The 24236-nt window shown below is 55.4% G+C and carries 21 protein-coding genes and 2 pseudogenes; 6 read left to right on the top strand and 17 right to left on the bottom strand.

The window, feature by feature from the left end; all coding sequences use genetic code 11:
* On the bottom strand, positions 1-923 hold a 923-nt coding region (locus QN222_RS19075; RefSeq protein WP_284005551.1), incomplete at its 3' end, for a patatin-like phospholipase family protein.
* Between the two features lie 683 nt (positions 924-1606).
* Between QN222_RS19075 and QN222_RS19070 the strand changes: the two genes are divergently transcribed.
* Positions 1607-3310 (top strand): autotransporter outer membrane beta-barrel domain-containing protein, encoded by a 1704-nt coding sequence (locus QN222_RS19070; RefSeq protein WP_283964252.1) that lies wholly within the window; start codon positions 1607-1609, stop codon positions 3308-3310.
* Positions 3311-3330: 20 nt separating this feature from the next.
* Here QN222_RS19070 and QN222_RS19065 read toward each other — a convergent pair whose 3' ends face one another.
* The 4 genes from QN222_RS19065 to QN222_RS19050 all read right to left on the bottom strand — a co-directional run bounded on the left by QN222_RS19065 (position 3331) and on the right by QN222_RS19050 (position 9711).
* Complete coding sequence (locus QN222_RS19065; protein WP_283964253.1) at positions 3331-5697, bottom strand: toll/interleukin-1 receptor domain-containing protein; 2367 nt, start codon at positions 5695-5697, stop codon at positions 3331-3333.
* Between the two features lie 800 nt (positions 5698-6497).
* Positions 6498-7178 (bottom strand): OmpW family protein, encoded by a 681-nt coding sequence (locus QN222_RS19060; RefSeq protein WP_283964254.1) that lies wholly within the window; start codon positions 7176-7178, stop codon positions 6498-6500.
* A gap of 939 nt (positions 7179-8117) precedes the next feature.
* Positions 8118-9020 (bottom strand): nucleotidyl transferase AbiEii/AbiGii toxin family protein, encoded by a 903-nt coding sequence (locus QN222_RS19055; protein WP_283964273.1) that lies wholly within the window; start codon positions 9018-9020, stop codon positions 8118-8120.
* A gap of 94 nt (positions 9021-9114) precedes the next feature.
* The gene (locus QN222_RS19050) at positions 9115-9711 is read right to left on the bottom strand and encodes a DUF6088 family protein (RefSeq protein ID WP_283964255.1); all 597 of its coding nucleotides are present in this window, start codon (positions 9709-9711) and stop codon (positions 9115-9117) included.
* Positions 9712-9943: 232 nt separating this feature from the next.
* On the opposite strand from QN222_RS19050, the gene QN222_RS19045 reads away from it, so the two are divergent.
* Positions 9944-10537, top strand: coding sequence for a DUF6088 family protein (locus QN222_RS19045; protein WP_283964256.1), 594 nt, complete (start codon positions 9944-9946; stop codon positions 10535-10537).
* A 343-nt stretch (positions 10538-10880) separates the two neighbouring features.
* On the opposite strand, the gene QN222_RS19040 is transcribed toward QN222_RS19045, so the two are convergent.
* Positions 10881-12809 carry an acyltransferase family protein gene (locus tag QN222_RS19040; RefSeq protein WP_283964257.1) on the bottom strand — a complete coding sequence of 643 codons (1929 nt, stop codon included), beginning with the start codon at positions 12807-12809 and terminating at the stop codon, positions 10881-10883.
* 1076 nt (positions 12810-13885) lie between these two features.
* Between QN222_RS19040 and QN222_RS19035 the strand changes: the two are divergent.
* The 3 genes and pseudogenes from QN222_RS19035 to QN222_RS19025 form a co-directional block, all read left to right on the top strand.
* Positions 13886-14106 (top strand): annotated as a pseudogene (locus tag QN222_RS19035) (hypothetical protein); the annotation flags it as partial.
* Between the two features lie 292 nt (positions 14107-14398).
* A complete protein-coding gene (locus QN222_RS19030; protein ID WP_283964258.1) occupies positions 14399-14830 on the top strand; it encodes a helix-turn-helix transcriptional regulator in 432 nt (143 codons plus the stop codon).
* Positions 14831-16205: 1375 nt separating this feature from the next.
* Entirely contained in the window at positions 16206-16991 is a 786-nt protein-coding gene (locus tag QN222_RS19025; RefSeq protein WP_283964259.1) for a hypothetical protein, read from the top strand.
* A 295-nt stretch (positions 16992-17286) separates the two neighbouring features.
* Here the strand turns inward: QN222_RS19025 and QN222_RS19020 are convergent, their stop codons facing one another.
* The 11 genes and pseudogenes from QN222_RS19020 to QN222_RS30335 form a co-directional block, all read right to left on the bottom strand.
* Positions 17287-17988 (bottom strand): class I SAM-dependent methyltransferase, encoded by a 702-nt coding sequence (locus QN222_RS19020; protein ID WP_283964260.1) that lies wholly within the window; start codon positions 17986-17988, stop codon positions 17287-17289.
* A gap of 555 nt (positions 17989-18543) precedes the next feature.
* On the bottom strand, positions 18544-18684 hold the full coding sequence (locus QN222_RS19015) for a hypothetical protein (protein ID WP_283964261.1): 141 nt from the start codon (positions 18682-18684) through the stop codon (positions 18544-18546).
* A gap of 168 nt (positions 18685-18852) precedes the next feature.
* On the bottom strand, positions 18853-19461 hold the full coding sequence (locus QN222_RS19010; RefSeq protein WP_283964262.1) for a hypothetical protein: 609 nt from the start codon (positions 19459-19461) through the stop codon (positions 18853-18855).
* Positions 19462-19722: 261 nt separating this feature from the next.
* Entirely contained in the window at positions 19723-20175 is a 453-nt protein-coding gene (locus QN222_RS19005; RefSeq protein ID WP_283964263.1) for a transposase, read from the bottom strand.
* Between the two features lie 431 nt (positions 20176-20606).
* Positions 20607-20945 carry a DUF6074 family protein gene (locus QN222_RS19000; RefSeq protein WP_283964264.1) on the bottom strand — a complete coding sequence of 113 codons (339 nt, stop codon included), beginning with the start codon at positions 20943-20945 and terminating at the stop codon, positions 20607-20609.
* 172 nt (positions 20946-21117) lie between these two features.
* Positions 21118-21297: pseudogene (locus tag QN222_RS18995) on the bottom strand (thermonuclease family protein); the annotation flags it as partial.
* A 143-nt stretch (positions 21298-21440) separates the two neighbouring features.
* Positions 21441-21836 carry a type II toxin-antitoxin system HigA family antitoxin gene (locus QN222_RS18990; protein ID WP_283964265.1) on the bottom strand — a complete coding sequence of 132 codons (396 nt, stop codon included), beginning with the start codon at positions 21834-21836 and terminating at the stop codon, positions 21441-21443.
* Positions 21836-22132, bottom strand: a complete 297-nt coding sequence (locus QN222_RS18985; RefSeq protein WP_283964266.1) for a type II toxin-antitoxin system HigB family toxin — start codon at positions 22130-22132, stop codon at positions 21836-21838. The genes QN222_RS18990 and QN222_RS18985 overlap by 1 nt, the downstream gene beginning before the upstream one ends.
* 129 nt (positions 22133-22261) lie before the next feature.
* A complete protein-coding gene (locus tag QN222_RS18980) occupies positions 22262-22417 on the bottom strand; it encodes a hypothetical protein (protein ID WP_283964267.1) in 156 nt (51 codons plus the stop codon).
* Between the two features lie 243 nt (positions 22418-22660).
* On the bottom strand, positions 22661-22951 hold the full coding sequence (locus QN222_RS18975) for a hypothetical protein (protein WP_283964268.1): 291 nt from the start codon (positions 22949-22951) through the stop codon (positions 22661-22663).
* A complete protein-coding gene (locus QN222_RS30335; RefSeq protein ID WP_336621034.1) occupies positions 22902-23186 on the bottom strand; it encodes a hypothetical protein in 285 nt (94 codons plus the stop codon). Before QN222_RS30335 ends, QN222_RS18975 begins: the two co-directional genes overlap by 50 nt.
* A gap of 343 nt (positions 23187-23529) precedes the next feature.
* On the opposite strand from QN222_RS30335, the gene QN222_RS18970 reads away from it, so the two are divergent.
* Positions 23530-24198, top strand: coding sequence for a GntR family transcriptional regulator (locus QN222_RS18970; protein ID WP_283964269.1), 669 nt, complete (start codon positions 23530-23532; stop codon positions 24196-24198).
* The last annotated feature ends 38 nt before the right edge of the window (positions 24199-24236 follow it).

Genomic DNA, 24236 nt, shown 5'->3' with positions numbered 1-24236 from the left:
AGATCACCCAGTTCTCGATCAATCGGATCGCCAGCGCGACAATTGCCGAACACCCGGCAAAGTAAGTCCTGTTCGTTCGACGCAGCAAACATCAGCGCCGATGGAATGCTAGTAGCATTGAACAACAGATGCATTTGTTCGGGCTCTAGCCCAGCCCGCACATCGGGCGTTGTCCCAGTTCCCACTGAGACAACAAGCATATTATCGACCCCTACACGCCAGCGAGCATCCGGTTTACGCTCCCAGTACCTATCCACGGTCGCCATCATGAACATCTGAAAAGCTGGGTTGTTGTACATGGTTACACCACCGTCAACAAAAACGAATTGCCTTTCCCTGCCCTTCGGACCAGTCAGCGCAATCACCTCAGGTGGGAAATAGGTTGGCGCCGCGGTACTAGCGCGTACAAGCTGCCAGAGCGGGAGGTTCAAATTGCAGTCTGAACGCCTCCCGTCATTGTATTTGGCATACGGATTGTTTGACAGCACCCAAGGCGAGTCCGTCGTCGCATTGCGAAGGACGAGCAATAGTAGAGTCCTCACGTCATTCGACCCGAACTTGGTGTTTGGTCCAAAAACGCCCTTGAGTTTTTTCGCCAACGGCTCTGAATCGAACTTGTATCGCAGACGCTCAAGAAGCCGCGCCTTGACGAACATCTGTGCACCGCTCGACTGATAGAATTCGAGGATCTCCGCGACCGACATGCCCACCGCGAGGCCCGCAGCAATGATTCCTCCGGTGCTCGTCCCAGCGATGTAGTCAAAATAGTCAGACAACCGGAAGTTGTCACCGTTGTGGTTCGGCCTTAGTGTATCCTCGATCCTCTTCAGGATCTCCAAGGCGATCACGCCGCGAATGCCGCCGCCGTCGATCGCCAGTAGTTTCTTTTGGCCTGATTGCTCTATTCGCTCGATCAATGACACGCTGCCACCTCGCGCTCGTCAATACAGCACCCACAAGAAAATCAACTCTTACCAACATAGGTTCTCCTGATAGCCTTCGAATCTCGTCATCGGGATCAGGCCAGAAACGGAGCCTATTGTCGAGTTTGCGACATCAATCACGCGCTGCTTAATGGAAACGATGCACCACTCGCCTCAAGGTCAATGAGTGACCTCGTACCTGCATGACGTCAGGGGCGGCGAACTACTGATTGATCGTCCACCTGTCCTTCAACCGTTGCCGACGCTCTCCGAGCCGCACTCGTCTATCCCTTTCTTGAGATATGCTGCGCAAAAGGGAACGGAGCATGTATAAATTGAGACATTGCCACTGCTGCACTCCCTTACGCGATCTGGCCTGAAGTGCTGATGCCTTTCTACACTTAATTTAGGAGCATCTACTATTATAAACCGCTATGCAAGCGCATTGAGTGCGTAGGCAGTCCACCGTAAAAGTCCCGATTTTGTTTACTCTGAATAGTCCGAGCGAATTATTGCGAGGGAAATTGATCCGTTGTGGCGAAAGTGCTGAGATTCCAACAATCCCATCCTTTGAAAGCTGCAGACGCTAGCCCGAAGCTAATCATCGTAGCAATCGACAAGGTATTATTTTCCGAGAACGAACCGTCAGGCATCCCGGCATTTGCGGGATTGAATTAGAACTGTTGTTTTTAAGCAACCGTCGTTGCGATTATCAAGAGTACCTTCCGTTGCATGTTGCCTTCTATCAAGAAAAAGTGATCCTCGATGGCAAGAGCATGTGGTGCTTGCATCGCTTGAAGGTGAAATCGTCAGATAGGCATCAGTTTTTGCCTATGAGCCGCGACGCTTCGAGGGGGAACGTGATGCACAACAGACCGACGATCGCATTGTCATGCGCATACCTTTTGATTGGGAGTGCAGCGAATGCACAGTCCGTCACGCAACAGCGACACAATTTCGACACCTACACTCAAGCGATGAGAGTTCTTCTCGGGGCAGGCACCGGCGTCTGCGGCTTTACTGTTAGCACGCCAGATCCAGACCTCACGTTTCTGCCAAACAACCCAGGGGGCTTTACGCCTAAAGTTGGGCTGATTGGGCCGAACCTTTCGCGGCACTGCTTTCCAAACACAGATACTAATATTGCCGGCGGGTCAGTGATCGCCGGGGGCATTTCCTCTCTTCAGTCTACGCGAACCGTGTCACAATTCGACGTCACCCGTCGCCGTTCAGAGCCTTGTGACCCGTCGAAGAATCCAGACTGCAAGGAAATTGAAAGCGACAGCGAGACTGTTTCGAACTATTTTTATCAAGGAAATCTTTCCGGCAGTGCCTTTTCCGGCATCCTTAGCGATACCAACGGTGTGCTCAATGCCAATGTGCTTGTCCCCGGCGACGGCTTCGCATTTTTTGGCCAACTTGAATATGACAATCTTCGGCAGTCCTCGACTCGGTTTGAACCGGCAAGGGACATCGATATTTTCACTGCCGAAATCGGATTGCAGTGGAACCTTTCGGCTGAAAGCATAATCGGTGTTGCTGGAGAATATTCCGGCGCAAACGGCGTTTCATTTGGCCCGGAAAGCATAACAATAATCGGACAGCCAGCCTTCCCCGGACTGAAATTTACCGGCAACTTCGAGAATGAGTGCGGTGTCCCAAGTGAGGGAAAGGTCGAAACTGACGATTTCAGGGGCTCGGTGTTCTATCAAACCACATGGATGGTAAACGGGTTTGTTACCGCCGAGGTAGGTGTAAACAAGGGCCGAATCAACTATCGCAACAGCTCATGCACTATTAACCTAGACGACACTCTTACGCCGCCCATAAGGGATCAAACCGCAGGCATAATTAGCGGCAATCCCGACGTATTTGGATTATCGGCTGACATCAATGCGGGATATGATTGGGATTATAATGGGACCAGCTTTGGCCCCCGGATCTCTTTGAATACGTCCTGGAACAGGATCGACGAATACTCGGAAACAGAGTCCGCGGGCAGTTTGGGTTTTCCCATCACCGGCACCAGCCTTCATTACGAGGAGCAGCACGTCACATCCTTACAGACACGTATCGGCTTCGCCGTGTCTCGGCCTTTTGCACTGGCCGAAACGACAATCATTCCATTTGCGCAGCTCGATTACATCCATGAATTCGAGAATGATCAGCGCAGGATCGAGGCGACCTTTGTCGAGGATCGCCGACCGGATCCTTTTGATTTCTCCTTCAAGACGAATCCTCCAGATCGAGACTTCTTTGAACTGCGTAGCGGAGTGGTTGCACAGATCTCGGACGGGAGGGCGGCATACATCGACGGCCGCGTCATTCTGGCAAACGATCTGATAGACGAGTATGGCGTGACGGGAGGGTTGAGAATCCGGTTTTGAGTCGGCGCGCACCAACTGCATCATTTCGGTGTTCGAATGAGCTCGATTTTTCTGGCTGTCAAATCAGCCTCATCCTCGCGATATTGCAAGTTGTTGGGATGCTTTTCGCGGAGGTGGTGGATGCCATCCAAAGCTGCCTGAATTTCGGAACGGGCATCTGAGATCCTGCCTTTACGCTCGTACAGGTTCGCCAGTGCAGAGCGGGTTTTTGCGATCTCGCGCAGCCAGATCGTTGGCGCGTGGTCCCCTTTTGTCAGCGTTTCCAGGAGCTGTAATGCCTCCTTGAGCACGGCTTCCGCCTTGTCGTTTAGCGCTGGGACCTCGATGGCGACCTCGCCCAGCTGTATCAATGCAATCGCGAGATCAAGCTGATATATCGTGCTCATGGGGTCACCCGCGAGAATGCCACGACGCTCTCCAACCGCCTTGTCGTACCAGCGCTCCGAATCGCGCAATCGGGGTAGATGGCCAGTTTGCTTGTAGTCAGCGAATGCGATCTGCCCTAGCCTTTCCTCCAGCACGGTCAAGTCACGCCGCCACGCGAGATTGAGAGGATCGCGATCCAAGAGGCGGCTCACGATTTCCAGTGCTTGATAAGCGTGGGTATCTGCTTGGCGCAAACTGTCGGACTTGGTCGCTGCTTGCGCACCATCCGCCGCACGCAATTGCGCGCTGGCCAATCGCTCCAGCAGAAGAGAACGATCTCGTTGCCAATCGAGACGCGAGGCGTCCGACTTGGTGAGCCTGTCAGAAATCACCAACGCCTCTTTATAAAGCTTTGCGGAGGCAGCAACGTCCATTTCGACTGCTGTGATCATGTCGCCTAATCGAGCCAAGGTGATCATTTGCGTTCGCTCGTACTCGGTATTTCCCCGCTCTGCTGCGACAAGCGACTTTGCGGTGTCGACTGCCTCTCGTTGAAGAGCGAGGGCTTCGGGGCGTCTATCCATCTCCACTAAAGTGGTTGCCAGCTCGGAAAGGACAGTCATCAAGTCGGCGCGATCGGAAACATCCTGCCTTCTCGTTATAAGCGAGCGAAGATTCTCAAGACATTTCTGATAAGCAGCTGCCGACGCCGAGAGATTCGCAAGCTGATAATTGAACAACCCAATGCGGCAATGGCCTTGGGCTACCTCCCGCAGCCAATGCAACTCACCGGTCTTGGAAAGCCAGTTTTGCGAGAGCATAACGCCCGCTTCGGCCAACGAAATTGCCTCGCGGTACTTACCGGCATAGCTATGTTCCTTCGCCTGAGCATCGTATAGCTTCAACCGCATGACGGCGATGGCGGACGGCTCCGGTACCGAAGAAAGCCCGATCCACTCCGTAATCGACTGGCGTCTATTTTCCAGCCACGTTACGGCCGTCGCCGATTCTGCGATCAGAGAAACGAGCTTCTGTTGCGAATGACCGTCTCCGACGAGATTGAACAGTTCCGCGAACTCAAGATTCAAACGCACGCGCTGATACACAAGCGTGGGGGAAGTCTCTTCGTTTGAAACCAACTTACCAAAATCTCGCTCCGCGGAATTCAATAGATCCCGAATCACATCTGCCGGAACACCGTATCGGTCTCGGTACACTATCGTGGCACCGATCTGTCTCGCGGCGGTCTCAACTGCGGTTTGAAGGCGCGCTTCGGCTACGACGCTCTGGTCCCAGGCGATATACGCTCCAATACTCGCAAAGGCCGCAAGAAAAACCATTGCGGTGGCCACAACTTGTGCAATGCGGCGCTGCCGCCGATCGACCTCAGCCTGCCTCTGGGTTAGTTCGGCCAGTGAAACGCGAAGCATGGTGGCAATGATCTTCAACTTGGCTAAGTTGAACCCATCGCCTCCACGGCGGTCCACCCCCGGCTCTTGGATATCGGCGGCCAACGGCTCCACCACAGAGCCATCACCATCGTCGATACTGATTAATTCCCTTGGAAACGCCCCCAACGGCGCGCTCAACGGGTCGTACACGGCCGGAAAACCGCTGACGATAACCGCGATGATATTATTCGGCCGGTCCAGCCCTTGGAAGTAGGAAATTTCCCTGATCACCCAAGGCGACGCAGCCGCCGCAGGGCTGCAAAGGACGATCAGATATTCGGAGTCTTGTAGAGCGTCGCGGATGACCGCTCCAAGGTCAACTGCTGCTTTAAGATCAGAACGATCTCGGAAGATTGGGGACAGCCGCCCGTTCGGATGTTCCCCGGACCGGCGTAGTGCTTTGGGTATCCTAAATGATTCTAAAGACTTCTGCAGCTTCTCCGCGATTGCGCGATCTGAGGAAGAGTAGCTGACAAAGGCTGAATACTTGTACGGTGATGCGTTCCTGTGTCTGTCGGATTGGCCCAAGGCACCAGATTCACCAATGATAGAAGACAGTGGACGCTGCATTTCTCGCGCACCTTCACGGCGACAACAACCAGAATTGAGTCCCTATACAATTTCTATCGTCAACACAGGGGCACGGAGTTAGCTCTCCAGTGGACTTGTCGGTAAAGAGCTTGCCGCTCTGCGTGTTCTCTATTTGCGACTATGTTTTGTGCGACTCCTTCTTAATCTATGTCCGACCAAGAACACGCGAGCGTAATGCGGCCGTGGGAAACGTGGCCCAGGATCGGTTTTTCTCGGCCAAGAGATTTCATCGTGCCCCAGAATGTCCAGGAATTGTATTTCTGGTGCAGGCAAACTGCAATCTCAAACAAGGCCTTCAGCTGCGCCTTGGTGTATAGGTACCAACCGAAAAGCGACCCTCCTTTCTGGTGAGCAGCCTCGTACACCCCCGAGACGGTATTTCTTCGCCCCGCCAGCTCAAAAACTTGTTGTCGGCGCTCTTATTCAGCAGACCCGCACTTAAAAGCTCAATGCCTATTGAGTACTGATTCATACCGCCTAGGTTTTTCCAGCTGCTAACTCCGGCGTGCCAAGCGACCTGTCGATGGGAACGATTTGCACCGCCTCGCCCAAGCGACAAATCACTTAGATGCACTGAGCCAGCGTAGGGAATCGCGATAGAGTCGACGCGTCTTCTGCGGTCCCCAAAAGCTCCGCAAACCGCATCAAGGCGCTGCCTGCGAAATGGGAACATTGACCCGAAGTGTCAAGAAAGCGCAATAGTTTCAACGAAGGTGGCACCCCGTTGGGATTCGAACCCAGCCATGAGCCCCTGCCTTCGCCGCCAGAAATTACATCTATCAGAAACGGTAGGTGACGCCCGCACCGATCAGCCATGGATCGAGCTTGGCCTTGCCGCTGACGTCGGCGCCACCGACATTGGCCTCGAAATCTGGTCTCAGGAAGATTTTCTTGGCGTCGAAATTTACGCCCCAATGGTCGTCGACCATATAGTCGAAGCCGGCCTGTAGCGCGACGCCGAAGGTATTCTTGACATCAATGCTGCGGGCACTTTTGCCTGACTGATTGTAGAACAGCGTATAGTTGACGCCAGCGCCAACATAGGGTCGAAAGGCGCCTAAATCGGTGAAGTGGTATTGAAGGGTCAGCGTTGGCGGCAGCAGCCAAGTCTTGCCTATCTCTCCGAGTGCCGAAATTGAGCCGCCGCCGTGGACCTTGGCGTCGGTTGTGCCGAGGATGAGCTCCGCGGCAATATTCTCGTTGAAGAAATACGAGATGTCGAATTCTGGTATGACCGTATTCGAAAAGGAAAGATCCGAACCCGGCAATCCGTCGACGTGGCCGGAATCGTTGGTAATCACGTTAAGTCCCCGCAAGCGTATCTGCCACGGGCTCGTGCCTGCCGCTGCGGCGGCGGGCTCCGCAATTTGTGGTGTCGTCAGATTCGCCGCTTCTGCGGTGCAGGCAGCAACCAGTGCGGCGGCGGTGACGCTGGCGTGGACGATGTTGCTGGAGATCATTTTTCCTCCGTTCGATCCGAGATTCGTGACGGTTGTGGGAGAAATAGAACCGTTTGGCGCGTGGCGGTTTGAGCTAGATCAAATGAAGAAACTTAACTGCTTGCCGTAGCAGCGAATTTGGCGTCGCTGGTGATATCAGCGGTCGCAACGCTCTTGCGGTGCTGCTTGGCGGCTAAACGATTCCGGTATGGCCTTGATACAGGATTCTACTCCCCACGCATGGGGTGATCACGCCGCCTTCATACTTCCGCACCGGCGCAAGACTGTTTGCCTGGCTGTCCGTCTTCCCGAACGCCGACGACCTCCGGCAGCGTTTGGCCGCTCGAGCTGGCCCGGAGCTCACGCCGAAATCGAAGGCGGCATAATCTAGACCGCGGGGAAGCAGATCGCCGCATAGGAGACTTGACCCATCATCCTGCCCGTGCAGCATGACGCCGGTAGGGAGCTGGGTGATGGTTTATGATTGGACCGGCAAACGAACGCGCCGGATAAAGTTGTTGCGCGGATGCGCGATTGTTGTGTTCGTGGGCTCTGCGTCCGCTTTCCTGGCAACCGCGCTTCTACACTGACTAACGAAGCGGATAAGCGAGATTGGCGTTAAAGCACCAGATGCCACGCCTCTGGCGCGCTGACCCCCCATCCCGCGCCGATGAACAAAGCCATTCTGAATGCCATCTTTTTGTGAGTTTGCAGGCCGATCGGTAGCTCCGGGGCAAGAGTACGCGCTTCGCCTTCCGCATCTATTGCCTGGGGCGCTACGCTGCCAGTCATATTGGCAGTTGCCTCGATACGACGACTATGGTGGAGGGTAATAGCCTCCGCCGCAATTGTGATTGGAGCACACAGCGACAGCAGTTCCGCGGATTTAGGTAGTAACTGCCACCAATCGGACTACCTGGGTTGGGGCTTGATCCCCGGTATCGCGGCGATCCGCTGCGCTCAAATGTTTAGCTCGCGCTCCATCACGGCACAGCTTTCGAGAATCTGGTCAAAAGACGGCGCACCTTCGCGAACGATCTGGCTTTCCTGCATCATTCTGTAGTCGTCGCGAAGCTCTTTGAGAGCTGAACCGCCAGGAATGATCCTGATATTGCCGTCAACGGCCGTCCTATAATCAACAAAGGCCCCGCCCTTGTCCTTCTCCGCGAAGAAGAACGATTTATGCACCGCAACCTTCCTTGCGATCTCCTTGTCGTTTCGAACGGCCTCCCAGTGGGGAGACTTGAAGATGTAATGGAGGTCGTGCCAGTGACGTGAGAATCTTTCCTTCTTGAGGTTCTCCTGCAGACAGTAGACGTGCGCTGCCGTTGCCTTCTCCCAAAACGTCCGCTCGACCTTCATGGTCCGCACAGTGGCAGTCGGAAAGGCCACAGTGGGGATCACCTGCTGAGCATAACACTCGATGTTTTTCGAAATCGTAGGCTCTCCGGTCGAACGGGCACCAAACTCCAGAAGCACCGATGAACGGACATAGCTGTGTCCCGAGAAATGACTTTCGAATTCCACATTGAGAGTCTCCTCGGTCGTCTGCACAAGCTTGGCCCGCAGCCCGTCCTTCGCTATAGCGTCTTCAAGGATAGGCGCGAGGTCATTGCGAATCCACTCGGGGAGCTTCTCGCGCACGGCCTTGGTCAGCTTGCTCTGCTGGCTTCTGCTCGGCGGAATCCCATCCTCGTCGAAATTCATTCCCGGAAGAAAGCGCCGAATGTCATAGGTTAGGTCCACATCCTCCGAAAATCTGTCAATCAAGCCGTACGCTTTTGACAGCGACGTGCCACCCTTGAAGGACAGCGCGTCACCGAAGTTCGACGTAAAGACGGCGTTGAGAACCCAAACGACCATTATGTCCTTCTCCAGGATGTGCGGAGCCTGGTTGAGTTCATTCGAGGCGAAACTGATCGCCTGTTCCTGGGCACTCCAGTTCAGTTCAAGAAAATTAGTTGGCAAGTTCCGCCTCGTTGATCGCTTTCACCATCCACGCGGGGACCCTCGGCTTCATTTTGGAAACCTGCTCCCACTCCCTGGCAGTCAGCTTACTGCGCACTGCTTTTGCGAGGGACGCTGCGCGCTGCGGGCCCATGTGTGCAATCGCCCTGATCGCTTCACCTGCCCTGGAGTTAGGCATTGCCGTCTGCCAGCAAGGGGCATGTTTCAGGAAGACCTTCCTGCGTCCGAGCATCAGAGTCCTTGCCTTTCCGGTTGTGAGGAAAAGCTCTTCCACAGGCACTTGTGTAGTCAGCCCTAGGTTATTGGCCGCCCTCGCGCCGCTGGGAACGATCCGCTCGCCAGTGATTTTTCCGTACGAACTGACGACTTTTTCTGCTGACGGCGGGTAGGTGCCGAACTCGCTTTCCTGAGGGGCAACATACATTCCTCGCGCCACGCGGATAACCTTCCCGGCTGCCGCTAGCCGACTGAATGTCTTGTCGACAGCAGTTCGAGATCCGAAGGAAAGGAATTCCTTCGGGGTCACAATCTTGCCTGCAGGTGCGCTGCGAAGCCGTTGGCTGATAATGCTCTTTACTTCTTCCATGGATGTTCTCCTGTCCGAATAAATATGCATGTTTCGGACACAAGTCAATGATAACTAACTGATCAAACATCATTAATTTCTGCGCGACAGAATAACCATATCCCGAGACGCTGCCTTTTCTGAAATTCATGTTTCCGGCAATTGGCGCAACACCCCGACCTTGAATGTCAGAAAAATGCGGGGCATTTTCTGACATATGAAAACTACTGCGACCTCAGTACCGGATCAGATCATGAGGCGCGCGCGTGCACGCGGGCGTGGTGGGGTTTTCACGCCTAGCGACTTCCTGGATGTGGCTGAACGCGCGGCGGTCGACCAGGCGCTCTCCCGACTGGTCAAGGCTGGAAAGCTTCGGCGCCTGGCGCGAGGCCTGTATGACTTCCCGAAGGTCCATCCGCACCTTGGTCCCCTTTCGCCGACTCCCGACGATGTCGCGCAAGCATTGGCGCGGGACACTGGAGCCCAGGTGCAGATCGCGGGTGCGCGTGCAGCGAACGCGCTCGGTCTTTCCACTCAGGTCCCGGCAAAGAGCATCTATCTGACCGATGGGCCCTCCCGCCGTGTCGTACTGGGCAAGCGCGTGATCGATCTGCGTCACGCCTCGCCCAAGTATCTGATCGCTCCGGGCAGCGCGGCCGGCACAGTCGTACAGGCCCTTCGTCACGTGGGAGCGGTACGTGCCCGCGACGTTGCGCAGATCGCGGCGGGCCGTCTTTCGGTCAGCGACAAGAAAAAGCTCGCATTGAGTGCGGTCCAAGCTCCCGCCTGGATGCGGCCGACGCTTGTTTCGATCGCCAATGCAGCGTCCGGTGAGATCGATGGATAAGGTAGCTCTGCTTCCAGCCGAGGATCCGACAGCCCTCTTTGGCGAACAGGCGCTGGCCGCGGAGTCGCCAATACGATCATCGAAAAGGTTCTGGGTCTGCTGGACGTTGAAGCGGCTTTTCGGCCTGCCTGAGAAGGATACCGCCGCCCTTGTCTTCAAAGATGGCACGTCCCTTTCCAAGGCGTTTGGCGCAATCCGTCGCTTTTCCGAAGACAGCCATTATGCGGTAAGGGCGAGGCGTTTGCCGGATACCGCAGTCCTTGGATATGTTCACGGGCGGTTCACTCCGACCCAAGAAATCAGCTGCTTTTTGAAAGTTGAACTGGACCCGTGTCGAAACGCTCTAACGAGCAGCTTTGATCAGCCTCTCAGCAAGTCTCGTCTTTCGAGCGATGATCTCTGAACCTTCATAAGAAAGATGACCGCTGTCTCGGTAAAGGAATTTGCCGTCGATCTCGGTTTTGCATGCGGTGTCGTCGCAGAGAAAGTCGTGGTAAGAGACAACCTCTACGTCAGACCTCGAGGCCACTTGATTCAAGAGGTCGAGGGTGCGTGATCGCATCCGGCGGTAATCACTGACGTATATTTTACAATCGCTGTAACGCCCGAGCATAACACTTCCCCTCGCCTTTCGCTCAAGACAATCGGCGATATCGAAGCTTGCGACTGGCGGAGGAGCAACAACCACCACTCTCCTGCCCAGGGCGCGAACAGCTTCAACGAGAGCCTTGATCCCCTCAACGGCCACATCTTCCGAGGTCTCAACCTCCGCGAGAGTATCATTGCTCCTCTTGAGCAGCATGAAGTCTTCGGAAACAGGGGCGTCAAATGGGCTTGAAATGACAACGGTTCTTATCTCCGGCCGGTTTTTCAGGATAGCCAAGACACTGTCATTGAAGCGGATACAATCCTCGCCGAATGCGCGGGGATAGGCAGACGCTGCCCGTTTGAAGAAGGCGGCAACGCCAATGGCGGGGAAGCACCCGCTCATGGTGAGCTGGGCCAGTCCGGCTTCTCCGACTGTTTTAGCCAAGCCGGGAACCAGTGCCATCGCGAAGGAATCGCCCCAGACCAGCAGTTTCGGCCTGTTCGTCGTTTGGCAAGCCTCCGGTATACCCTGAGGAGGCGATCCGGCCGTGATATCACATGCTCTTCCCAGGCCATAGTTGATGCGTCGGACCTCAGAAAAGTCCGCCTTACTTTGGGTTCCGGCAATGTCGACTAAGGGGGCGAAGCCGAGAATAACCGATGCGGCAACGAGTCCTGCGACGAGCCGTACATGCGACGTGACCACTCCCCGCCGGAAGGGCTCCTCCACGAAACGGTAAAGAGCCCAGCTCGCAACAACTGAGAAGGCTATTGCCGTATAGATCGCAAGCGCAGGAGGCTCTGCCAGCCAAGCAGACCGCACATAGACGAGCACGGGCCAATGGATCAGATAGAGCGAGTACGAGACGTCTCCGATCCTTGCCATGCCTCGGACTACCATATTATTCCTGCTGGGCCCAAGCAGGAGGATCAGTGTTGCCAAGCAAACCAGAGCGGCATTCATGACAGGGTTCTGGAGCCCAGAAGGGGCAATGGGAATAACGAGAAGAAGCACGATCGCCGGGAGGCGCAGTATCGCAACCTTGGCAGCCACACGAGAGCTGGCGGGAAGCAGAGCCCCGAGCGAACCAATCGCCATTTCCCAAAAGCGGGTCGGTAGAAGATAAAATGCAGCGGACGGGTGACGAGAGGCCACGTAGAGGCATAGAACCGCGCTTGCAACGAGGAGCAAACTAACTCCGGTGAGCCACCATCTCTTGGGAGTCAAGGCCAAGAAGGCAGGGAGCAGCAGATAACACTGCCCTTCGACAGCGAGCGACCAGAAATGCAGGAGGGGCTTCGTTTCGGCGGCCGCGCCGAAATAGTCCGACTGAAACCAGAGAACAATATTGCCGGTAAATGTGAGCGCTCCGAGGACCTGATTTCGGAACTCCTGTAGGCCCATATCTGACAGGAAGAAAGGCGCAGCAATGGTTGTTAGCGCGATGACGACATAGGCCGCCGGCAACAGACGCTTCGCACGCCGATAATAGAATTCCCAAACGCTGAATCGTGATTGCTCAAGCTGCGTCTTGATGAGGCCGGTGATTAGAAAGCCCGAAATCACGAAGAAAATATCAACGCCAAGATACCCAAACGGCTCGATGCGGGCATGATAAAGGACAACCAGCAGGACAGCCAAACCTCGTAAGGCCTGAATGTCAGTTCGAAATTCTCGTGACATTAGAGGTCCTGTTGAAATTCTCGATTTAAGTGGATCAACTGAGGACTTGGGGCATGTTGGTCAGCTGTAGCTGTCCGCAGCAACAATGTGAAAATGGTACCTTCTGAAATCATTCGCTGGATTGAGTTCGTACGACTGTCGGTTTCCTCGCCCGTGACGAGGAAAAGTCGCCGGCAGCAGGTGTTGTGTGATTAAGTTCGGTCAATCGATGTTCTTGAAGCATCCCCACGAGTTCGCAAAATCGGTTGTTTGGATGATATACATCCGCGCTATGGATCGCTCGCACACATCTTGACCGCGCGCGACGTTCTGACGGAGGGCAAATCTACGGTAACGGCAAGGAGCGGCAACCTCGCTGTGTGCGCTCAGTTCGTGATCCGCGACCAACTCTGCAATGATCTGGGGCGTAGGTCTTCCGACGCTGTGGAAAAAGAGATTTGTGATGCGCCAGTCAAGATTAGAGCCTCCAACTGCGCACACGCTGCAAAGTCGCCGCTGTCATGAACGCACAGCTTCCGATGCGCCCTTTCGACTATCCATAGCCTGGATGTGCACAATCCAAACATTCGATTTTACCGACATCACGGGATGTTGCATTAGGACCAACCACGCCGCAATCGGGTGGTTTGAACGATATCCCCGTCTACTTTGGCCATGTACCGTTCTTGGATACGATTCGCTGTAAATTAAACTGAGGCAAAAACGATTTTGAGACGTCGACTCAAGCCCGGCAACCGGATCTCCGCCAAGGCGGACGCGTGATCCTCGCAAACGGCGCGATCATCCAGTTCGCCAATGTCGAATGCTTGATCGGGCGGCTCGGCCGGAATCCGGGACCCGTTGTGCTCATTCGCGGTCGCACGCGGGCATCAGAAGATCTAACAGCACGAAAGGCAATTGAATGCTTAGTTCCGCTCACTGCGATCCGAAGGACCTCGAAGCAATCGCCCGCAGCGGCGGAACTGTCCGCCGTATAGCGGCCCGAGTTCCTGCGTATCTTACGGATCTGCGGAAGACCCGGCTTGCTGCCGATGCTTCTACTGGCACGCATGATGGCGCTCCGCAAGGCGCATTTTTCGGGCCCTCATGTCTACATGCGTGGCAACCACAATCGTCGACGTTTGAAGCATCAAACTACGCTGCTCGTCGGTCATCCCGCCCAGGAAGTACTGACTTTCAACGGTGAAGAAACTGCCATCACTTAGCCGGCAAGCCAGGCACGGGCTTCGTCGAAGATCCGTTCGCCTACATGGGCACGTTGGCGAAATAGCAGCCGCGTCTGATGGTGGAGATCTGATTTGGCGTCTCGCAACCATCAAAGCGCCGATACCGCGGAGCCAGCCATTCGATAGTTTCCATCGTGGCGGCCGCGATCATGCTGATCAAAGTTTAGGTTCCAAAAATGGAACCTTAACAGGTATGCAGAGCGATAGCTGCTCGGCCATAGTGACTCGCCCGCTACTGGATCGTGAACGAAGAAATCCACTAAGGGAAATTGCCGGCGCAAATGCCTGTCTCAAGGCGGACGCAGCAGTAGAGCGCGATAGGTCAGGGGAGGATACCGTCGCGAAGTAAACATGGAGAAATGCATGCTTATTCCGAACCCTGGAAAGAAAAAGGCGGAGCCCAACCCTGTTGACATTCATGTCGGCCATCGAATTCGTATGCGGCGAGCGTGGATGGAAATGTCGCAGACGACCCTTGCCGAGCAAGTCGGGGTGACGTTTCAGCAGGTGCAAAAATACGAGAAGGGCATAAATCGAGTCGGAGCGAGTCGCCTGCAACAGATCGCTGACGCGCTGGACGTGCCGCCATCGTACTTCTTCGAAGAAATGCCTGGCGCCGGCACGAACGGCTTCGATCGCGGCGCCGTGCAATCCCAACTTCAACCTGAAATTATCGACTTCGCGTCGAGCGACGAGGGACTCGCACTGATTAGGGCCTTCTCTCGCATCGGGGATGCGAGCGTTAGAAGACGGGCTATTGGCTTTTTGAAGGCTATCGCGGATGGGAATGGATGAGGATCAGCCTTCGAAGTCTGAGAAGCCAAGGAATGAGCAACATCCAACATAACCCCTTCAGCCGAAAGGCAGTTTGCAATGGCAATCTTCAGACCGTCTTGATCTGATCAGGCTCCACGGGCTTCGGCGATACTGCAAGTCCGTAGATTCTGAAGATTACAAGGCGTGATTTCCCTCGGTTGTCTTGGCAGTCGATTGATGGCTGACCGGCTCCATGAGGTACCTCGGTCTCCTCTATCCCGTTTGTGAGCCCAAATTCTAATCCTCCTGCTTCATCTGGCGAAAATAGGCGAAAGGAGAAGAACAGGGCCGTTATCGGCACAATAACGCAAGTCATAATGGCATTAAGGACCCTGCTTTGCCGATTGAGGAGGAGCAGCTTCTAAATGCCACCCGGTTGGGGCGGCAGGAGCGCAGCGCTGCCAAGAAAATCCGCGGAAGCGGTTCCGACGGCCGCATCCTGGACAGTGCGCGTCACCCATTCCTTCGAAGTCGCGAGAGCGCTCTTCGGCGACAAGCGCCCGGCGCCCCCGAATTCTCGGCGGCAGAGCGGTGCGGTCGAAAATGGCAGAAATGCATCCGCTTTTTGATAACTGCGGATACTGATGTTTTCACCGTTGCTCAGCAGCAGCTCGTGACCTTGTTCATGAACTGAGCTCACTCTCGCGGACGTGCCTTGGCTATCGGACAGTACTTGCATAGTTGTGCGAACGCCGGTCAACCGCAAGCCTTCAGACGCCACCTGCACCCGACATATCTTATCCAAAGCCCTGAAAACGCATGGCGTCATCTATCCATATCGCCAATAGTTTTCATCCAAACAATAAATTTTGCCAATCCGAAGTAATGTTGCATGAAGTCAACCAGACGAGACCGGAGGCGATAGCAGCGGTTTCAGCGTCCCCGCGCGATGTACGCCAGGTCGCTAAGACTGAGCGGCCGGATATAGTTCGGTTTCACGCACAAAAGGAGCTCGTGATGAAGCTTTTCCCTCCCGCTTCTCCGGTGATCTAGCCGGGACCGGCCCGCGGTTTATGTGGTCGCCGCTTTCGGCGAAACCGCGGATGAGAAGCGATCATCGTTCACTAGCATCCGACACTTCCTTAGTCAGTACAGAGGGCCAATGGTGAAGACAGGACAGGCTCAGCCATGCGATGGCAATACGTCTACGAAAGACAACCGGCAATGTGCGGCCACTCAAGGTGATCTCACCACAACCGCAGCCGATAACTTGAGGCGGGCGCGGCCGTTGTCCGCGGGCCCTACCGGCAATGCGAGCCTCACTACAGTCCTGCGGACAACATCGCTGGACGAGATCTTGGACGAGTGGGCTGCCGAAGAGGGGCAAGGGAAAGATGAGTGTCGGCAAGAGGCGATGAGACGAATCCGCGCTTGGGTGGATGCCGCCGATCTCAATGCAGCGCTGAACCTGTCATGCCTGCGCCTTAGGATCCTGCCCGCCGCGTTGCCGGCCGGACTCCAGCACCTCTATGCCGACTGTAATGAGTTGACCAACCTACCGGCCGAATTCCCGGTCGAGCTTCAGACGCTCAACGCCAGGTATAACCAGTTGACCAGCCTACCCGACACCCTCCCGACCGGGCTCCAGATCCTCGAGGTCAGCTATAACCGGCTCAGCAGCCTGCCCGATTTCCTACCGACTACGCTTCGGTGGCTCGGTGCAGGCGAAAACCAGTTGACCCGTCTTCCAGACAATCTCCAGTCCCGGCTTCAGACGCTCAACATCGACGGCAATCAACTGACCAGCCTTCCCGTCAGCCTCCCGGCACTGCTTGAGACGCTCGACGCCGACGGCAATCGATTGACCAGCCTTCCCGACAATCTTCCGGCCGGGCTCCAGACGCTCAATGTCAGCGGCAATCAACTCACCGACCTTCCCGACAAACTCCCGGCCGGACTGCGGACGCTCGGCGTCGCCGGCAACCGGCTGACCGGTCTGCCCACCAACCTTCCGGCCGGGCTCAGGAGGCTTAACGCGAGGTGCAACCTGTTGATCAGCCTGCCCGATAAACTGCTGGCACAGCTAGGCTCTGGGTGCCTAGTTCTCCTGGAGTCCAACCCTCTGCCCAAGTGGGCGCGAACGAGCCTGGCGGCAGCCATGAGTGCAGCAGACTACAGAGGTCCGCAGGTCTTCCTTTAGATGGATCGGAATAGGGAGGAAGATCAGGCGCAGGTAGTTGCATCACAAATTGGTGGACCCCGAACTCCGGCACGAGGCAGAGGATCTGACAGGTTCCAGCAAGTGCCAATAGCTCTCAGAGCATGTTCGGTGTCATGAAGCGAAAACGAAGTTTCTCGCGGAGCAGGAGGCATTGCGTTGCGAATCTCTTCGATGGCCGACAATGTCAGGGGCAAGTATGAAGAGCTTCTCAGGCTTTAATGAAGCCGCCGAACAGCCGGAGACGACATCCATTGGCATACGCAAGATCGCTATCTCAGCGTCCTCTCGCACGGAAACCGTACGCTGCCGCACTACGGCGTATCGAGAACAACCTATAGGTTGAGTTGACGTTGGGGTATGTCCCCGATTTCACAATCACCGATTTGAGATCACTCGCAGCTACGAATCGCTCGAGAAGGTCGTCACGGGTATTAGTGCCAAACCCCAAAAGGATTTGGCCTTTTTCCGTGAGATATTCCCGCCCTTCCGAAAGAAATCTCTGGAGCAGGCTGTAGCCGGGATCAAATGCTCCACGCTCGAGGTCATCGATAAACTCGAAACTTGCCGGAGCGAAGTTCCAAGGGTGGTTCCAAAATATTACGTCGAACTTCCTCCCAGGAGGAATGCTACCGAAGATATCGCTTTCGATGACCTCGACGTTCTTAATGCCGTTTCTTACGGCATTCTCCAACGTGTTCGCGACAGCCTTCGGATTGATATCGCAGGCGAGCAGCGACAGCGCACCAGTCTTTGCCAACAAGAGGCCTGGAAGACCGAAACCGCAGCCGATTTCCAAAATCGTCTTTCCATTGAATGGAGGGAAGTTCTCGCTAAACCAACGCCAACTTTGGAAATCTTCAGGAGGAAAAACGCCTTCTCGTACGATCAAATCGAGCCCGAACTCCCGCATCTTCCGCGGGAACGTTCTCTGTTGACTGGTCCTGAGTACTGTCCGGATTCTATCGAGCTCACTCATGTTTTCTCCGAGGACGGTGCGGTAATGTTGTTGCGGTTTTTCAACGGTCTTCTGGCGATCCTGCAGTTGAATAGTTCTTGTCGTAACGACATACGGCAGACCATCTGAGGATCTTCACTTGCAGGCTCTTTTGACATCCAGGATTCACTACGCATACCAGGAAGGCGACTGTATCTTCCCTCATGGAATCGAACGATGTTCCGACCAATGCGAAAAATTCACGAGGCTTGCCGGTCCGAACTTTCCCGGAAATCGTGGGTGCCGACAACGAGCGGCTCCGCTCTTGGGGGAAGTCAAAGCGCTTGGCAGCAAGAGCTGTGCCAACCGGAGAAGTCTATGTGCGGCCCATTACTGGATCAATACGGCCCCCCTGACGCCCGCGATATCGCTAGTGGACACAATGAGTTGCTGTGAGCTTCTAATCTCTGCGGCTAATTCGTGAAGGAACTCTTTCCGGCGGCGGGTGGAATCTAGTCACCTAAAATGCGGGGCCATCGCCAGCCCCTGACTTTGATCACCGGAACTCCGTACGATCACCTCAAATGCGATACATGATCACAGCCAGTCGGCGCGCCAAGGCCATAATTGCTTTTTGATGGCTGCACGTTCGGCAACATACATCGCCCACGCATTAAGCCAGGAATTTCTAGCCACGGTCAGCAGTACTTGAGCCGCTTCATAGAGCAGCACGCGCATCGTTGTGCCCACCTGGACGCTTTTCAAATTTCCAAGCCATTCGCCTGCGTTAGGACTGACCCCAGTGAAGAACCATCTGGCGATTTGGAGTCGAGGGTTCCTTGCCCAGTCCAGGCTAGACTTGCATTGCTCGTCCAGCCATAGTGGCAATCTTATGGTGGACCTTGCTTATGCGGTATCAAACCGCTCAAGCATCCTCTTGAGCTGCGAGTTCTGTGCACGAAGCTGTTCGGCCAAAAGCCTCTTGAGCCGCCTGTTTTCTACGTCAAGGGCGTCGAGTTCCTCGAAAGAAATCAGATGATTTGCGGTGTTGTACTGCGTGCTTCGATCGCTGTGTACAGGCACCGAAGTGGGCGTGATCGCGCCGGTTCGCGCGGTGCGGGTTCGAGAAGTGCCACGTGATGCTCTTCGCGGTTGCGATGCTGGCTGGCTTTCCTGCACTTGCGCAACAGTCTCGGCTGCCGGACCTTTTGCCTCGGGCTGCTCGGACGCTTCGACTATTGCTCTTGCGACCGCGGACGCTGCCGGTGGGCCGACTTCGACGCTGTCTGCGCCCTTGCTGCCAGAGGCTGCATCTAACGGCTCGGCCGACGTGATGTCGTCGGTGTCAGGCGTGACAGGTGCTTCAGTTGAATTGAACAGGTGCGACGCCTCATCTTCTACTGCGCGGGCCAACGCCTTGAGGTCTGTGTCGCCCCAAATTGAGTTCGTCTTCGCCTTCGGCTGTCGGCGCGCCGACTTGAATTCAACAACGAAGTTCCGTTGTGGCACTTTCATATACCTGAACCCTAGTAAATCCCTGAAACAACACTAATCGGCGCCACTGCGCTCGCCGGCGGACCCATATATCTCCTTACCGCGCGCTTCAACTAACAAGCGCGCGAGCGCGTCGACTTGTCTCTCGCGCCACCTCGTAGTCAAAATGCGTCTGACGACGCCGTTCTGCGGAAACATTCGAGGCCGGCCCCAAAAATTACTCTTGTCACGCAAGACTGGGACGATTGAGAAAACTGGGTGCCTGCGCAGCCTGAATCATATCTAATCCAGGCCGAGCCTCTTGCGCAGTTCGGCATTTTCCGCGCGCAACTTTTCTGCCAGTATTTTTCGAAGCCTTTGGTTCTCCTCTTCAAGCTCGACGAGATCTGCCAATTCATCTCCAGTCGGAAGGGGTTTTTTGTCTCCTTCATCAGCCGACTTTGCAGCCCGTTTCCACTGATAGTAGGTTTGCTCCGATATGCCGGCGCTCTTGATCGCTTGCTTAAGTGTGCCTTTGCCTTCGGCGATCTGCGTTTCGATCAGCTTGAGCTTCTCGCTTCTTTCTGGTTCGCTATATTTCCTGGCCTTGGCGGCCGGCTTTGCTGCAGCTCGAACCGGTTCGGCAGCGGTCTTCTGGCGCCGTGGCGACCTCCGCTTCTTATCCGTTGGTGGTTTCGCTTCGACATTGGTCTCTGCAACCGCAGAGATCGGTCCTGTGTTACTCTCGTCAGCCATCCCTAGACCCTCCTTAGGCATTGTCTGTTTTCGGCTGAGTGAACAACAGATTCAACAGAACCGTCAAACTCCTATTTTTCGCATGGTTGTTCTTGGGTCGGTGCCAACATGGACTGTGGAGCGGCACTTTGTCCGCCCTGATCGGCGCCAACGCTGATATGCTGTGGGGACGTGCGTTAGCGGAGGTCCGTTCTGGTCTCTGTCACCGACTGGACGGTCCAGGCTTAATCGACATGGGAACTTGGCAAATTGCCCTGTCCGAGCGATCCGGCAGTACTTCGATCTCGCCGCCCCGATGGCAGCCAACGTGGATACTCAGCCGCAGACCATTGGCAGCGGCTCTTCCGGATGACGGCCAACCCGTGCGACATGGATGCAGCATGTTTAGGAGATGGCCAACCAGGAATGATCTCTAATCGCGCCGGATCAGGTTAAGCGGACGCGTTGTTCTCTTCGATGGCGAGCGCCACTTGCAGCTCCATCTGTACCGCGTGCATGAATAGGCCGGCTTGGCGCGATATCTCTTCCTCGACAACGCCCGACCTTCTGAGCGCGGCGGCAAAGTCGGTCATCTCAGACCGCCAGAAACGGTTTGCTTGCTCTCCATGGAGCCTCTGGAGGGCTTCTGCGCAGCGTTTGACATCGCCCATGCGCCGATTAGCCGGGAACTGCAGAACTGTCATGCTGTCTCCATCAATGGCAGGCGAATCGCCTGAGGATGTGGCTACAATCGCCGCCAGTCCTTCACAAAGATTAAACAGATTGCTCATGCCGGCTCAAGGAAACGCGAATCCACGCGACATGAATCGGTGCAAATTCAAGCGAACTCAAAACTGGATCAAACTCGGGGCAAGGTCATGACCGTAGTTTAGGAATGCCCGTTGCTTGTCGCGGCATTCAAGCCAATCAAGTCATAAAGCTAGGTGCCGCCGTCGTCTCCCCGCATTTCTGCCAGCTCTCCGGCGCGTCAACGCCGTGCAAACGGATGCGCTCGCCTTTGATTTCGATGGTGTCGCCGTCGATTACGGATGCTCGGCCGGCGATCGGGCCGGAAGCCGAGGAGGGCATGGTTTGGAGGATCACGAGCGCGACGGTAACGGGCAGAAAGCGGAGGAGCTTCATAGATTTGGATGTACTAAGCTTCCGCGGCGCTATCAACCAGCGACTGGAAGAAGATGCTGTGCGGCGTCCTAGGCATCGGCGGCAGCAAACCAACCGTTGGCAATTTGGGAACTATGAGCGTCAGTTTAGGAGCGTTGCCCTAGCTACCCGTAGACCCGTTCTCGTTCTACGAGGTGATATGGCTCTACGAGGCAATCTGATGGGATGCCCCATTCCTTGTGGAGTTTGCGGATCATATCGACTGTTAGCGCGCGCCTCTTGTTCAAAACCTCAGAGGCACGCGAACGGGAATCGAAAAGTTCGGCCAGGTCTGACTGTGTACGGCCGAACATCTCCATGTGAGCTTTTATCAGCTCGACTGGCTCCGGCGCTTCGATGGCATAGTGCTCGTTTTCGTAAGCCTCAATGAGGGTCGAAAGAATATCGAAGCGGTCTGCTTCTGGTGTTCCGATTTCCGGCTGGTTGTCAAAATACGCTGAGACCTCTGCAATAGCCCATGCAAGGTCATCATCGTTCCTGATGGCTCGAATGTTGTCCATTACACTGTCTCCGGGTTTATCTCGTCGTACTCTTTGTGAGTGCCAACAAACTTGATCAGCACTCTTTTGAACGGATATGCGACGTGGACGACAAGGCGATATTTGTTGCCTGAGATGTCGAATATGATGCGGTTGTCGCTCACAAAATCGACATGGGCGCCGAACATCGCCTTCACATCGGCCGGCCCCGTCCATTCCGCATTGCTTACCACAGCGTGCCAGGTTTTGAGGGGCGTCTCTGCTCGAGGGTGTCGTTCCCAAAACGCTCTCAAAGTGGACTTCGCTATGATTTGCATGACTTTTTCTTATTCCCAATTTGGGAACAAGTCAAATAAATTGTGTCGTTTAAACGAGAAGTCAAGCCATGTTCGCTTCGCTAGAAATCGATCCGTCCAGTGTTGGCATCACGATCGGTATCGAACTGATCATCCCAGACGGTCGAGATCGACGACCTCGAGCGTCCAATCTGCGTTGGTTCCGGCTGGGCGGTATGTGCTGAGAACCACCATCACGCCGTCATCGACAAATTCGCCGCAGAATTCAGAAAACTCGTAGTGCTGCTCGCTTCCAGGCATGGACATAACACGTTCCGTGGGCGAACACGATTGATGGCTTGCCAGCGCAGCCTGTCGCCCCTCTGACCACGAAAAAGCCCCGCGCGAGGGCGGGGCAAATCCCACATCCAGTTGCCTTCATTGAATGCGGGGACGCAGCCGAAGAGAATCAGCTACGCAGAGACGCTATCTACGCTTTCACCGGAGAGGAAGTCCGATTCCGCGTTTCCGCTACGCCTCTTCAAAAACACGGGCCAGGGTAAACGCTTTTCATTCCTTCCCATCAAGCACAATCTTCAGCGTTCTGATCACATCGGCGGCATCGATGAGAGTGTCTCTGATCTCTGCCGCGGTCAGGTTATCAACTATCGCCGCCGCCACCTGAAGATCAATCACAACATCCTTCACGCGGTTGCTGCCGGGTGTGCCGATCTCCTCGCGCATGTCGCGTATTGCGGCGATCGACCGATTGATGAGCCGCTTGATTTCGAACGCGGATAACTTGTCCGCTTCATTGGCGGCTCTGATCAGTTCTGCAATGAAGTCGGTCGTGAGGCTCACGTTTTTCTCGCTTGCCACCATTTACGGCAGCTCTCTTCTCCGCGATCTTCGCTCGAAATTTCTCCCCCAGCGTAGGAGCAAAAGAGGCCGCTCCGATGTTCATCGCACGGTCCAGGTCCTCCCGATACCAGAACTTCCTCCTGGGGCTCTCAACAACGCGTGGCTCCGGATAGGTGATCCCAACCCTCTCCAAGAAGTCCTCGACGTGCTTCACGCCGCAGTAGCCTGCCGCCATTTCCGCCATCATGCGCGGCGGCCAACTGCCTGGCGGAACGATTGCAGCACGGTCACATTTTCTGAGTTTGCCACCTGAGCCATGCGCTTCAACTCGGCGGCAGATATCATAGCCTTCTTCGTCATTCCCGCTCGCTCAGCCGCAACCTTTTTCGTGAAAACCTAAATCGAACCAGCCAAAGGGGCTCGGACAGGCTTGGAACATAGGGGAGGCACACCCCCTACGTTGACAAGGAAGCAAGCTGAGGACGCGGGCGCAGCGCCGGACTCCGTATCACGGTAGAAATCCGGCATGGAAACAGTGTACAGGGACAACACCAGTTGGCCGGAACTGAATGGAAGCCATGATCGCAGCAAACGACGACACAATTGCCAGCCGCATCAGCCGCATCCTCGCTGATCGGATTGTCACTGGCCAGCTTGCCCCGGGTATGAAGCTGAAGCAGGACAAGTTCGCAGAGGAATTCGGGGCGAGCCATGTGCCGGTGCGCGAGGCGTTCCGGCGGCTTGAAGCCCAAGGCTTGGTCGTCAGCGAGCCACGCCGCGGCGTTCGCGTCGCTTCCTTCGATCTCAAGGAGGTCCGAGAGGTGGCGGAAATGCGGGCAGCGCTGGAAGTGCTCGCGCTCAGGCACGCAGCGCCGAACTTGACGCTGTCCATTCTCAACGAGGCAGAAGAAGCGACAGTCGCAGGCGACGATTCGCGTGATGTCCGATCGTGGGAGGATGCGAACAGGCGTTTCCACAGGCTCATTCTTACACCTTGCGGGATGCCGCGCCTGCTTGCTGCAATTGATGATCTACATGCCGCAAGCGCGCGCTTTCTGTTTGCGTCCTGGCGGTCGGAATGGGAAGTGCGGACCGACCACGAACATCGTGCCATCCTTGCGTTTCTGCGCGAGGGAAAAATCGAAAACGCCTCGGCAATTCTGGAGCGTCACGTCCAACGGATTGGGCAGAGACCGATCAAAGGACCTTCGGGCACGAAGCGCGACATCTTCGCAATCGCCGGCTGAGCGCTAAGCCCTCATCCGATCACTTCGTTCATCGCGAC

The sequence above is a fragment of the Sinorhizobium sp. 6-70 genome, assembly GCF_030124375.1.
In the GTDB taxonomy this organism is placed as follows: Bacteria; Pseudomonadota; Alphaproteobacteria; order Rhizobiales; family Rhizobiaceae; genus Sinorhizobium.
The sequence above is the reverse complement of the archived record's forward strand: the minus strand, read 5'-3'. Positions and strand labels throughout refer to the sequence as shown.